The sequence below is a fragment of the Pseudomonas sp. GW456-L12 genome, from assembly GCF_059424045.1.
The window spans coordinates 279,711-291,427 of sequence record NZ_JBWKZA010000008.1 but is presented as its reverse complement, the minus strand read 5'-3'; the positions used below and the strand labels follow the sequence as shown (position 1 = coordinate 291,427).

Annotated in this window: 11 protein-coding genes and 1 pseudogene; 4 read left to right on the top strand and 8 right to left on the bottom strand. The window is 64.7% G+C overall.

The window, feature by feature from the left end; all coding sequences use genetic code 11:
- Positions 1–64 precede the first annotated feature (64 nt).
- Together AC07Y9_RS13680 and AC07Y9_RS13675 are read right to left on the bottom strand one after the other, a co-directional pair.
- A complete protein-coding gene (locus tag AC07Y9_RS13680; RefSeq protein ID WP_371858169.1) occupies positions 65–769 on the bottom strand; it encodes a methyl-accepting chemotaxis protein in 705 nt (234 codons plus the stop codon).
- Between the two features lie 201 nt (positions 770–970).
- Positions 971–1,849, bottom strand: a pseudogene (locus AC07Y9_RS13675) (methyl-accepting chemotaxis protein); the annotation flags it as partial.
- Between the two features lie 517 nt (positions 1,850–2,366).
- Here AC07Y9_RS13675 and pmrG point away from each other — a divergent pair.
- The 3 genes from pmrG (at position 2,367) to AC07Y9_RS13660 (ending at position 4,404) form a co-directional block, all read left to right on the top strand.
- On the top strand, positions 2,367–3,023 hold the full coding sequence (pmrG, locus tag AC07Y9_RS13670; protein ID WP_102678689.1) for a lipopolysaccharide core heptose(II)-phosphate phosphatase PmrG: 657 nt from the start codon (positions 2,367–2,369) through the stop codon (positions 3,021–3,023).
- A gap of 25 nt (positions 3,024–3,048) precedes the next feature.
- Positions 3,049–3,906, top strand: coding sequence for a phosphatase PAP2 family protein (locus AC07Y9_RS13665; RefSeq protein WP_102678688.1), 858 nt, complete (start codon positions 3,049–3,051; stop codon positions 3,904–3,906).
- A 162-nt stretch (positions 3,907–4,068) separates the two neighbouring features.
- The gene (locus AC07Y9_RS13660; RefSeq protein ID WP_007920784.1) at positions 4,069–4,404 is read left to right on the top strand and encodes a hypothetical protein; all 336 of its coding nucleotides are present in this window, start codon (positions 4,069–4,071) and stop codon (positions 4,402–4,404) included.
- A gap of 88 nt (positions 4,405–4,492) precedes the next feature.
- On the opposite strand, the gene AC07Y9_RS13655 is transcribed toward AC07Y9_RS13660, so the two are convergent.
- The 6 genes from AC07Y9_RS13655 to AC07Y9_RS13630 form a co-directional block, all read right to left on the bottom strand.
- Positions 4,493–5,947 carry an ArnT family glycosyltransferase gene (locus tag AC07Y9_RS13655; RefSeq protein ID WP_102678687.1) on the bottom strand — a complete coding sequence of 485 codons (1,455 nt, stop codon included), beginning with the start codon at positions 5,945–5,947 and terminating at the stop codon, positions 4,493–4,495.
- 240 nt (positions 5,948–6,187) lie between these two features.
- Positions 6,188–6,955 carry an ABC transporter ATP-binding protein gene (locus tag AC07Y9_RS13650; RefSeq protein WP_097138725.1) on the bottom strand — a complete coding sequence of 256 codons (768 nt, stop codon included), beginning with the start codon at positions 6,953–6,955 and terminating at the stop codon, positions 6,188–6,190.
- Positions 6,956–6,976: 21 nt separating this feature from the next.
- Entirely contained in the window at positions 6,977–7,690 is a 714-nt protein-coding gene (locus AC07Y9_RS13645) for an ABC transporter permease (RefSeq protein ID WP_102678686.1), read from the bottom strand.
- Positions 7,687–8,376, bottom strand: coding sequence for an ABC transporter permease (locus AC07Y9_RS13640; RefSeq protein WP_097138720.1), 690 nt, complete (start codon positions 8,374–8,376; stop codon positions 7,687–7,689). The genes AC07Y9_RS13645 and AC07Y9_RS13640 overlap by 4 nt, the downstream gene beginning before the upstream one ends.
- Positions 8,377–8,467: 91 nt before the next feature.
- Positions 8,468–9,256 (bottom strand): ABC transporter substrate-binding protein, encoded by a 789-nt coding sequence (locus tag AC07Y9_RS13635; RefSeq protein WP_102678685.1) that lies wholly within the window; start codon positions 9,254–9,256, stop codon positions 8,468–8,470.
- A 73-nt stretch (positions 9,257–9,329) separates the two neighbouring features.
- Positions 9,330–10,499 carry a M20 aminoacylase family protein gene (locus AC07Y9_RS13630; protein WP_102678684.1) on the bottom strand — a complete coding sequence of 390 codons (1,170 nt, stop codon included), beginning with the start codon at positions 10,497–10,499 and terminating at the stop codon, positions 9,330–9,332.
- A gap of 152 nt (positions 10,500–10,651) precedes the next feature.
- Between AC07Y9_RS13630 and AC07Y9_RS13625 the strand changes: the two genes are divergently transcribed.
- On the top strand, positions 10,652–11,605 hold the full coding sequence (locus tag AC07Y9_RS13625) for a LysR substrate-binding domain-containing protein (RefSeq protein ID WP_102678683.1): 954 nt from the start codon (positions 10,652–10,654) through the stop codon (positions 11,603–11,605).
- Positions 11,606–11,717 lie beyond the last annotated feature (112 nt).

Sequence of the window (11,717 nt, the reverse complement as noted above, 5' to 3'; positions counted from 1 at the left end):
ACTGGGTTTGGGTTGGGTGGGCGGCCTATCGCGAGCGAGTGTGCTCGCGATAGGGCCTTGAGGGTCAGACGCGGAAGTGGCTGACCATCATTTGCAGCTGGTTGCCCAGGCGCGCCAGTTCGACGCTGGAGGCGGCGGTTTCATCGCTGGCGGCGGCGGTCTGTTCCGAGACGTCGCGCACGTTGATGATGCTGCGGCTGATTTCCTCGGCCACGGCGCTCTGCTGTTCGGCAGCGGCGGCGATCTGCTGGTTCATCGACTGGATGTTCGACACCGTGCGGGTGATGTTCTCCAGGGAGACGCCGGCCTTGCGGGTCAGGTCGACGCTGCTGTCGGTCAGGCTGCGGCTGTTGTTCATCACGTTGGCCACTTGCTGGGTGCCGTTCTGCAGGCCGGCCACCAGGCCTTCGATTTCCTCGGTGGATTTCTGCGTGCGTTGCGCCAGGGCGCGGACTTCGTCGGCGACCACGGCGAAACCGCGGCCGGCTTCACCGGCGCGGGCGGCTTCGATGGCGGCGTTCAGCGCCAGCAGGTTGGTCTGTTCGGCCACGGCCTTGATCACGTCCATGACGCTGCCGATCTTCTGGCTTTCCTGTTGCAGCACGCTCATCGCGTCGGTGGAACGCACCACTTCGCTGGCCAGGCGTTCGATCTGGGCGATGGCTTCGGCCACCACCTTGTCGCCTTCGCGGGCTTCGCCGTCGGCGGCGGCCGCGGCTTGCGAGGCTTCTTCGGCGTTGCGCGCGACTTCCTGCACGGTGGCGGTCATCTCGTGCATGGCGGTGGCCACCTGGTCGGTCTCGACCTTCTGGCTGTTGACCCCGGCGCTGGTTTCCTCGGTCACCGCCGACAGTTCCTCGGCGGCGCTGGCGATCTGGGTCACGCCGTCGCGGATGCCACCGATCAGTTCGCGCAGGGTCACGCCCATGCGGCCGATGCCTTGTTGCAGCACGCCGAGTTCGTCGCGGCGGGTGACGCGCACGTCCTGGGTCAGGTCGCCGGACGCGATGCGCTCGACCACGGTCATGGTTTCACGCAGTGGACGGGTGATCTGGCGGGTGATGATCACCGCGGCCAGGATGCCCACCAGCAGCGCCAGCAGGGTGCTGATCAGTTGCAGGCTGCGGGCCTGGACGCTTTCTTCGTCGCGGCGGTCGAGCTGGAACTGGTACAGCTCTTCGCTCTGGCTGACGATCAGGGCGCCCTGTTCGGTCATTTCCTTGCGCGCCTGGCCGGCTTCGCTGACCGCGGCCTTGAAGGTCAGCAGGGAGGTGCGGTAGTCATCCAGCGCGGTTTTCAACTGGCGCAGGGCATCGCCCTGGGTGCTGCTGAAATGGCTGTCCAGGCCACCCAGCGCGGCAATCGCCGCGTTGATCTGGGCGGCGGCATTGCGTTCGGCGTCCGCGGTGCTGTTGTAGATGTATTCACGGACTTCGAAGCGCGCCAGCAGGAACTCCTCACGGGCCTTGGTGATGGCCTGGAACTGTTCGAAGCGCTGGTCGCTCAGGGGCATTTGCTGAACGCGCGTGGTGATGCTGTTGATCAGGTTGCGCGCCGTTTCCGAGTTGCCGTTCATCACCGCGCGGGCGGCATTGGCGTTGCGGTAGGCGTTGCGCATCTTGTTCAGGGACGCCTGGTAGGCGCTGATGGTGGTGCCCTGTTCCTTGAGCAGCTTGATGTTGGCCGGGTTCTTGAAGCTGTTCTGCAGCTTCTGTTGCTGGGCCGAGAAGTCGTCCAGGGAGGCCTGCACATTCTGCGCGGCGGTTTCGTCGCCGTTGGTCAGCATGTATTGCAGGCGGGTCACGCGCAGCTTGGTCAGCCCGGCGTTCAGTTGGGTGATGTCGCTCATCCAGTTGCTGCGGTCGATCAGACCGCCCAGGCTGGTCCAGCCCGTGATGGCGAGGATGGTAGTCAGGGCCAGGACCAGGCCGAAGCCCAGGCCTAACTTGAGGTTGACGCTGATGTTGCCGAACCAGCTATTCATGCAATTCCTCCAGGAACGTTGTGCTGCTTGATCGTGTATCGCTGGAAGATTGTTGTTATTGGTGGCCAGCAAGGATTTGTTCGCAGGTGTGTATCGGCGGCAAGGGCAATAGCTGAAACGATTTCGTCGCATTAGTTTCTTGCACCATTTTGGGGCTTTCCAAGGGCCTGATTTCGCTCCAGAAACCGCCTGGCCGATTGAGCTTTTTTTCACATCCGTTTCACTGGGCGGCCACGCCTCGCTGCCTAAAGTCCGACCTTCGATCGGGTGCTACGCACTCGATTTGTCATGAGCGGCGGTTAGCGTCTGCTGCGCTGCTCAACTCAATGTCTGGTGGTCATATAGGGGCGGCTCGCACGTGGCGTCAGGACTCAGTCTTCCGGTGGCAAAGCCCGCGCTCGTCGCGAGCCGTTTTGCCCGTTATCGCAATACCCTGGTGATCGCCCTGGTGGCCTTGCTGGTGCTGCCGCTGGTGTTCTTTGTGCTCAAGCCCGCGGCGGTGCCGGACCTGGCCCACGGCAACCTGGCCGGCGCCAGGGCCTTGAGCGCCGGCTGGGCCAAGGGCCAGATGATTGTGCTGATTCGTCATGTGGAGCGTTGCGACCATTCCAGGGTCGCCTGCCTGAACGTGCCCGACGGCATCACCGACCGTGCCCGTGACGTGGCGGTGGGGGTCGGCGCGCAGTTCGAGCACCTGGGGCTGGACAAGGCCGACATCTACCACAGCCCGCTGACCCGTGCGGTACAGACCTCGGGTTATATGTTCAGCAAGGCCGGCAGTGGCGAAGACTGGCTGTTCGACTGCAAACGCAGCATGTTGCGCGATGCCCTGGCGCACAAGGTGGCCGGGCGCAACCTGGTGCTGGTGACCCACAGCGAATGCATGGCCGCGCTGGAGAAGGCGCTGAAGCTGCCGTCTTCGACCCTGGGCTACGGCGCCTCGTTGTTCGTCTCCACCGATACCCTCGACGGGCGTCCGCACATGCTCGGCTTCATCGAAGCCAGCGACTGGCGTTCCGTCGCCTTCAACCGCCCCTGACCGTCCCTTGCCCGAGACTCTGAATATGCCGGCGTTTTCCCGTTCCCGCTTTACGGCCTGGAGCTTTTATAAATGGAACCTCGGCCTGCCGCTGCTGTGCGCGGCGCTGGTGTTCCTGATGTTCGACATGACCCGGATCGACATCGCCTTCAGCGACCTGTTCTTCGATCCGCTGAGCCAGACCTTCCCGCTGGATCACTCCCATCTGTTCGAGAAGATCACCCACAAGTGGGCGCGGATCATCCCCAACTGGACCGGCGAGCTGGCGCTGATCGGGCTGCTGCTGTCGTTTGTCTGGCCGCTGTTCAAGGGCGCAAGGTTTGGCCGCGGCAAGGCCTTGCTGGAGAAGCTCCGCGTGGCGCCGGTATTGCGTTTTACCGCGCGCCATCGCCGGGACCTGCTGTTCGTGGTGGTGGCCTTCGCCCTCTGCACCGGGGCGATTCACTACCTCAAGGGCCACACCAGCGTGTACTGCCCGGTGGAAACCACCCAGTACGCCGGCAAGATCGAGCACAAGGAATGGTATGAGAACTTCGAGCTGTTGAAGACCGCCGGTGACGGCCGCTGCTGGCCGGGCGGCCATGCCTCGGGCGGTTTCACCCTGCTGGCGCTGTACTTCGTGGCCCGGCGTTATCGCTGGCGCCACGCCAAGGCGCTGCTGTACGGCTCGCTGCTGCTGGGCTTCGTCTATGGCACCACCCGGGTGCTGCAGGGCTGGCATTACATGTCCCATACCTTCTGGGCGGGAATCGTGGTGTGGCTCACCTGCCTGCTGACGGCGCTGCTGTTTTATGGCCGCGCGCGCCTGGAGCAGCCGGTGCTGGCGCACAGCGAACCGGGGGCCGAGCAGTCCGCGGTGCCGATCGCGGCGGCGGACCGATAACGGTGCTTCAGTAGCTGACTGAATCGTCGGTGCCAGGCGCCTGGCGGGAGAGGGCCCCGGCGCAATTTTTGGCGCTTGCCGATGTTTTTTGGGTGACCAGAACTGTTAGGGTGCGCGCCCCGGAGAAAAGAGTTCCCGGGTTCCTGGTTTATGGAGTCATGCATGAAACACTTGAGCAAAATCGTCGCCTCTGCGCTGGTTGTCCTGGCCCTGGCCGGCTGCACCGGCACTGCGATGAAAACTCAGCAACTGGATAGTAGCCAGTACACCGTGGTCGGTCACAGCGAAGCAACGGCTACCGGCATCATGCTGTTCGGGGTCATTCCAATCCGGCAGAACAACCGCTTCGTTCGCGCCCAGACCGCCGCCATCCAGGCCAAGGGCGGTGACGCAATGATCAACACCCAGATCCAGGAAAACTGGTTCTGGGCCTGGGTCCTGAGCGGTTACACCACCAAGGTCTCCGGCGATGTGGTCAAGCTGAAAACCGTTCAGTGAGCCATGCCGGCGCCGGCGCGAAAGCCTGGCGACGAGATAAAAAAGGCACCCATGAGGGTGCCTTTTTTATGGGCGCTCACTGTGCCGGTCAGTGGCCGACAAAGTAGTAGGCCTGGCGACTGACCGTGACCTTCTTCAGTACCTTGAGCGGTGGCTTGGGGTCTTCCTCCAGGGCCATGACCGCCACGTTGTTCGGCGAGGTGCCGAGAAACTCATTCAGCTGGGCCTCGGTCTGCACGTCCTTGAGCAGGCTCTGGGTGTAGAACACGCTGGCGCCGGCCGCGCGTTCGTTGGCCTGATACAGCGCCACCTGTTTCCCGGCGGCCTGTAGCGTCTGGATCTCGCTGATCAGCGGCACAAAGGACAGCTTGCGATCGGCGCGTGGCGCGGCCCACTGCGCGGCCACCAGGTAACTGCACACCACCAGCGTCAGCACGCCTATGGCCAGGCCGCGGCGCCGACGCCCCACGACGCTCCAGAACCCATCGCCCGCGGCGCGTTGGCGCAGGCGTTCGTACAGCACTGCCGCGTATTCGGCCGCCAGCACCGCCGCGGCCGGGGTCAGCGACATCAGGTACACGGTGCGCTTGCTCGACGCCAGGCACAGCAGGGTGAACTGGGCTACGAGCCACAGGCTGAAAAACAGCAGGTAGCGGTTTTTCACCAGGCTTTTGCGAAAGTGCCACAGGCCCAGGTAGACCAGGATGTTCCACGGCAGGAAGGCTTGCGGCAGCTTGGCCAGGTAGTAATAGAAGGGCTCGTAGTGCCCGGCCTCGACAAAGGAGCCATCGAAGCGCCCGACGCTGTTGGTCCACAGCACTTCGCCCAGGGCTTGCAGGCCCCCGCGCTGGTACAGGAAATACAACCAGATCAGCAGCGGCACCAGGCCGAGCAGGGTCAGCAGGGCGGGTGTGAGCCAGTGGCCGAGGGCGAAGCGCTTTTCGATCAGGCTGTCGGCCAGCAGCCAGGCGAAGATCACCACACCCGGCATCGCCAGGCCCAGCACGCCCTTGCTCAGGGTGGCGATGGCGATGCCGAGGGCGAACAGCAGCCAGCCCAGAGTGGCCGGCTGGCGTTCGGCCTGGCGCCGTTGGGTGTGGAAAAACGCCAGCAGCGCCAGGGTCACGCCGAGGCTGAGCAGGGCGTCTTCACCGACCCCGCGCACATTGCCCCAGTAACTGGCCATGGTCGCCAGCATGGCGCCGGCGACCCAGGCCACCGCTGGCGGGCGGCCGAAGCGGCGCAGCATGGTGTACAGCAGCATTACGCTGAACAGCCCGGCGAAGGCCGAGGCCAGGCGCACCGCCCACGGCGTGCCACCGAATACGCGGATGGCGCTGGCATCGAGCCACAGGCTCAGCGGCGGTTTTTCCAGGAAGGGCTGGCCGAACAGGCGCGGCGTCACCCAGTCATCGTCCAGGTGCATCTGCATGGCGATCCCGGCGACCCGGGCTTCGGTGGAGCCTTGCAACTGGTGGTTGCCCAGGGCGAAGAAGAACAGCAGGGCGGCAAGCAGAAGCAACAGCGGTGCGGGTCGCGACATGAGGAGACTGCCGAAGAGATTGCGCCGGGGAGGATCAGGCGCTCCGAGTATACGGAGGCGATTCTTAACAAATCGTGAACGAGGGAGGGATTGGGCGGCGACGCTGGCGGCTGGCGGTTTATCCGGGGCGGTGGCGAAGTACCGCGCTCCCGGGCGCCAGGCCAATCCCTGGTCCTGGCGCCCGAACGCGGCCCCGCCGCCGGGCGTAAGGGGCCACACCCGACGGCCTTGCTCAGGACTCTATTTGAGGCTGCCGCAAAGAAACTGCTTCAAGCGCTCGCTGCTGGGGGTTTCCAGTACGCGCTCGGGCGGTCCTTCCTCTTCCACCCGGCCCTGGTGCAGGAACATGACGTGGTTGGAGACTTCGCGGGCGAAGGCCATCTCGTGGGTAACCACCACCATGGTCCGGCCTTCCTCGGCCAGTTGCTGCATGACCCGCAGCACCTCCGACACCAGCTCCGGGTCGAGGGCCGAGGTCGGCTCGTCGAACAGCATTACCTGTGGCTCCATGGCCAGCGCCCGGGCGATGGCCACGCGCTGTTGCTGGCCGCCGGACAGGTAGGACGGGTACTGGGCCTCGACCTTGGCCGGCAGGCCGACTTTGTCCAGGTACTTGCGGGCCCGCTCGATGGCCTCGTCACGGGCGATGCCCAGCACATTCATCGGGCATTCGATGATGTTTTCCAGCACTGTCATGTGGCTCCACAGGTTGAAGTGCTGGAACACCATCGCCAGCTTGCTGCGCATCGCTTGCAGCTGCTTCGGGTCGGCCGCGCACAGCTCGCCCAGGCGGTTCTTGCGGGTGCGCAGCTCTTCGGCGTTGACCACGATGCGTCCGCCGGACGGTTGTTCAAGGTAGTTGATGCAGCGCAGGAAGGTGCTTTTGCCGGAGCCGGAGGAGCCGATGATGCTGATCACATCGCCGGCCTTGGCCTTGAGCGACACACCCTTGAGCACCTCGTGGCTGCCGTAGTTCTTGTGCAGGTCTTCGACGATCAATTTGTACATGCGAGCCTCTCCCGTAAGGGATCAGTGAGTCTGTGGCTTGAGGTAGGCCAGCCAGCGCAGTTCGGCGCGGCGGAACAGCCAGATCAGGACAAAGGCGCTGCAGGCGTAGAGCACGCCGGCAATGCCGAAGGCGCTGAAGGAGGCGTAGGTGGCCGAGTTGACGTCGCGGGCGACCTTGAGCAGGTCCGGCACCGTGGCGGTAAAGGCCACGGAGGTGGAGTGCAGCATCAGGATCACTTCGTTGCTGAAGGACGGCAGCGCCCGGCGCAAGGCCGACGGCAGGAGGATGCGCCGGTAGAAGGTGAAGCGGTTCATGCCATAGGCCTTGGCCGCTTCCACCTCACCGTGGGCGATGGAGCGGATGGAGCCGGCGAAAATCTCCGTCATGTAGGCGCAGGTGTTGAGCCCGAACGCCAGCACCGTGCAGTTGAAGCCGTCGCGAAAGAACGCGTCGAGAAAGTCCTGGGCGCGCACCACGCTCAGGCTGTAGACCCCGGCGTAGAAGAACAGCAGCTGGATGTACAGCGGCGTGCCGCGAAACACATAGGTGTAGAGCCACACCGGGGTGCGCAGCAGTGGGTTGCGGCTGACCCGGGCCAGGGACAAGGGCACCGCCAGGGTGAAGCCGACCATCACCGACAGCACCAGCAACCACAGGGTCATGGCCAGCCCGGACAGCTGCGCGGCATCGCTCCACAGGTAGGCCTGCCAGTACTCCTGGAGAATATCGGTCATAGCGCGGCCCTCTTCACACCGACCGAGTAACGCTGGCTCAGCCAGATCAGCACCAGGTTGGAAAGACTGGTGATGGCCAGGTAGATCAGGCCGCCGACCAGGGTGAAGTAAAAGAACTGCATCGAGCCCTTGCCGGCGTCCTGGGTGGCCTTGACCACGTCGCTCAAGCCGATGATCGACACCAGCGCCGTGGACTTGATCAGCACCAGCCAGTTGTTGCCGATACCCGGCAAGGCATGGCGCAACATCTGCGGGAACAGCACTTTGCGAAAGGTCTGGGCGCGGCTCATGCCGTAGGCCCTGGCCGCTTCCTGCTGGCCCCGGGGCACCGCCTGGAACGCGCCGCGAAAGGTTTCGGTGAAGTAGGCACCGTAGATGAAGGCCAGGGTCAGCACCCCGGCGAGGAACGGGTCGATGTCGATCTGCGCCATCTGCAGCCAGTCGGTTAACTGGTTGAGCAGCATTTGCAGGCTGAAGAACAACAGCAGCATGATCACCAGGTCGGGCATGCTGCGGATCAGCGTGGTGTAGCCGCCGGCGAGCGCTTGCAGGCCACGGTTGCCAGAGGCCTTGGCGCTGGCGCCGAGCAGCCCCAGGAGCACCGCCAGCAGCAGTGACGACAGGGCCAGTTTGAGGGTGGTCAGGGTGCCCTGCAGAATCTGCGGGCCAAAACCTTCCAGAAGCATTTCACGCCCCTTGTTGTTATTAGAGTGAGCTGAAAAAGGCGGCGACGCGGCCGTGGCGGCGGGCGTCGCGCCTGGCGTTGCGCGGTCGCGGTCAGGGCCCGCCGTAGATGTCGAAGTCGAAGTATTTGCGGTTGATCCTGGCGTAGGTGCCGTTGGCCAGGATGGTCGCCAGCGCCTTGTTCAGGTCCTCGCGCAGTTCCACATCGTCCTTGCGCAGGCCGATGCCGTCGCCGACACCGAAAAAGCCCGGGTCGCTGAGGGTGTCGCCGGCGAACTCGAAATCCTTGCCCATGGGTTTGGACAGGAAGCCGTAGCTGGCCTGGATCGACGACTGCAACGAGGCGTCGAGGCGCCCGACGATCAGGTCGGCGTACACCTGGTCCTGGCTCTGGTAGGAGAGGATCTGTACCCCTTGGGCGCCCCACTTGGCCTTGGCGTAGGCCTCTTGGGCCGAGCCCTGTTCGACGCCGACCCGCTTGCCCTTGAGCGAATCGAGGGTCGGCACCAGGCCCGCGCCGCGCTTGGCGATCAGCCGCGCGGGGGCGTTGGAGATCTTGTCGGTGAAGGCGATGCGGGTCATGCGCTTGGGGGTGACGGTCATCGACGAGGCGATGGCGTCGAACTTGCGCGCCAGCAGGGCGGGGATCATCCCGTCCCAGCTGCTTTCGACCCACACACAGCGGGCCTTCAGCTCGGCGCACAGGGCTTCGGCGATGTCGATGCCAAAGCCGCTCAGCTTGCCGTCGGGGTCTTTGTATTCCAGGGGCGGGTAGGTCGGGTCCACGCCCAGCTTCAGCACCTTGCCCGACCAGTCGGCCGCGCCGGCACTGGCCGACACCGACAACAGCACCCATGAAACCGCAGCGATCGTTTTTTTCATTGTTTTTTCCTCGGTTAATCGCCGGCTACGTCAGTGATGACACTGCTACAGCCTTTTGTCGCTACCTGCCCACTCAGCCAAGAAAACGCTCGGCCAGCTTGACCCAATAGGTCGCGCCGATGGGCAGGCAGTGGTCGTTGAAGTCGTAACCCGGGTTGTGTAGCAGGCAGCTGCCTTCGCCCTGGCCATTGCCGATCACCAGGTAGCTGCCGGGGCAGCGTTCGAGCATGAAGGCGAAGTCTTCGCTGGCGGTGAACGGCTTGAGGTCGTGGATCAACTGTTCGTCGCCCAGCCACTCGCGGGCCACTTCCCGGGCCAGGGCGGTTTCCTCGGGGTGGTTGATCAGCACCGGATGGCAGTGCTGATAGTCGATCTGCGCCTGGGCGCCAAAACTCGCGGCCTGGCCGTGCACCAGCTCGGTGATGCGTCGTTCGAGCAACTGGCGCACCTCGGGCGTCAGGGCGCGCACGCTGATGCTCATGTCGGCCGAAGCGGGGATCACGTTGGAGACGGTGCCGGAATGGATCGCGCCGACGCTGACGATGGCCGTGTCCTGGGGGTTGATATTGCGCGCGACGATGCTTTGCAGGGCGACCACGATCGAGGCGCACACCAGCACTGGGTCGACCGCCTTGTGCGGCACCGCGCCGTGGCCGCCGTGGCCGATGATCTTGACGGTCACGGTGTCGGCCGAGGCCATGAACGGGCCGCTGTAGAAGCCCAGGTGCCCGGTCGGATGGCCCGGCACGTTGTGCATCGCGAACACCGCGTCGCAGGGGAAACGCTCGAACAGGCCGTCATCGAGCATCGCCCGGGCGCCGCCCAGGCCTTCTTCGGCGGGCTGGAAAATCAGCTGCAGGGTGCCCTTGAAGTTGCGCGAGCGCGCCAGGTAGTGCGCCGCCGCCAGCAGGGTGGCGGTATGGCCATCGTGGCCGCAGGCATGCATCACCCCGTCGATCCGGCTGGCGTGGGGCACGCCGCTGGTTTCCTGGATCGGCAGGGCGTCCATGTCGGCCCGCAGGCCGAGCGCTCGGCCCTGGCCATTCTTCAGGGTGGCCACCACGCCGGTGCGGCCGACGCCGGTGCTGACTTCATAACCCCATTCGCGCAGTTGCCCGGCCACCAGTTCGCTGGTGACGAACTCTTCGAAACCCAGTTCGGGATGGGCGTGGATCCTGCGGCGCAGGGCGATCATCGCGTTCTGCTGCTCGGCTATCTCGGGTAGCACGTAACGGGCGTTCATGGTGGGGCTCCTCGGCCAGGGTCGCTCGCCAGCTCGGACCCGTCGGGCGAATCGTCGAGGCGCTGTCGGGCTGATCTTAGGCATCGGGCGGCCTGTCGGGGAGGCTCAGTTTGGTTATGATGACAACCTGAAGTTGTCACCTGGGCACGCCGATGAAATTGCACCAACTCCAAGCCTTGATCGCCAGCGCCGAGACCGGCAGTATCCGCGGCGCCGCGCGTTCGCTGAACCTGTCCCAGGCGGCCGTGACCAAGGCGCTGCGCGAGCTGGAAATCGCCCAGCAGCTGCCGCTGTTCGTCCGCACCCCCAGCGGCCTGAACTTCACCGAGTACGGCAAGGTGCTGCTGACCCACGCCCGGCTGGTGCTCAAGCAACTGGAGCATGCCCAGGCCGAGCTGGACCAGTTGCGCGGCAAGAACAGCGGCCGCCTGTGTGTCGGGGTCACGCCGTGGATCGCCCTGACCCTGCTGCCCGAGGTGGTACTGGAGTTTCTCCAGCGCATGCCGCAGGTGCGCCTGGAGCTGTTCGAAAGCCTGATGGCGGTGGCCCAGCCGCTGCTGCGCGACGGTAGCATGGACTTCGCCATCGGCCAGTTGCACCCGTCCCAGGCGCCCCAGGACTTTTCCTGCGAGACCCTGCTGGACTATCAGACCTCGGTATTGGTGCGCCAGGGCCATGCCCGGCAGGACGCCCGCTCGATCCATGAGCTGCTCGATCAGCAATGGACCCTGAACTACGCCCCGGATGGCCACGACGCGCTGATGCAGGACCTGTTCTGGCGCCACGGCGCGCAGATCGACGAACGCCGCATCGTCCGCGCCCATTCCCTGGCGATCCTGCAAATGATGGTCGAGCACGCCGACATGTGTACCTGGGGTCCGACCATCATGAGCACCGCCCCGCCGTTCCTCGGGCGCCTGGTGTCGCTGCAACTGGAGGAGCAGTTCGAACCCCGGCACCTGAGCATCGTCACCCGCTGCAATGTCGCCCTGAGCAACCCGGCGCTGTGTTTCACCGATTGCCTGCTGCAGGTGATCCGCCGGCATGCGCGCTCGGCACGCAAAGAGGACCGGGCCTTGTTCGAGACCGTGCGCCTGCGGGTCTGAGGGGGGAACGACCGCAAGCAGGTTGTGGCAATCGTCACTACGCTGGGAGGTGCGCCCGGCGGGTGATTGATCTTTGAAAACGCCCTGGGCGTCTTTCTTTCCTGCGGCTGAA

Excerpts from the sequence above, each read along its gene's own strand:
- AC07Y9_RS13645 (WP_102678686.1), bottom strand. The coding sequence starts at position 7,690 with ATGACCGATATTCTCCAGGAGTACTGGCAGGCCTACCTGTGGAGCGAT.
- AC07Y9_RS13660 (WP_007920784.1), top strand. The coding sequence starts at position 4,069 with ATGAAACACTTGAGCAAAATCGTCGCCTCTGCGCTGGTTGTCCTGGCC.
- AC07Y9_RS13630 (WP_102678684.1), bottom strand. The coding sequence starts at position 10,499 with ATGAACGCCCGTTACGTGCTACCCGAGATAGCCGAGCAGCAGAACGCG.
- AC07Y9_RS13625 (WP_102678683.1), top strand. The coding sequence starts at position 10,652 with ATGAAATTGCACCAACTCCAAGCCTTGATCGCCAGCGCCGAGACCGGC.
- AC07Y9_RS13635 (WP_102678685.1), bottom strand. The coding sequence starts at position 9,256 with ATGAAAAAAACGATCGCTGCGGTTTCATGGGTGCTGTTGTCGGTGTCG.
- AC07Y9_RS13655 (WP_102678687.1), bottom strand. The coding sequence starts at position 5,947 with ATGTCGCGACCCGCACCGCTGTTGCTTCTGCTTGCCGCCCTGCTGTTC.
- AC07Y9_RS13665 (WP_102678688.1), top strand. The coding sequence starts at position 3,049 with ATGCCGGCGTTTTCCCGTTCCCGCTTTACGGCCTGGAGCTTTTATAAA.
- AC07Y9_RS13650 (WP_097138725.1), bottom strand. The coding sequence starts at position 6,955 with ATGTACAAATTGATCGTCGAAGACCTGCACAAGAACTACGGCAGCCAC.
- AC07Y9_RS13680 (WP_371858169.1), bottom strand. The coding sequence starts at position 769 with ATGACCGCCACCGTGCAGGAAGTCGCGCGCAACGCCGAAGAAGCCTCG.
- AC07Y9_RS13640 (WP_097138720.1), bottom strand. The coding sequence starts at position 8,376 with ATGCTTCTGGAAGGTTTTGGCCCGCAGATTCTGCAGGGCACCCTGACC.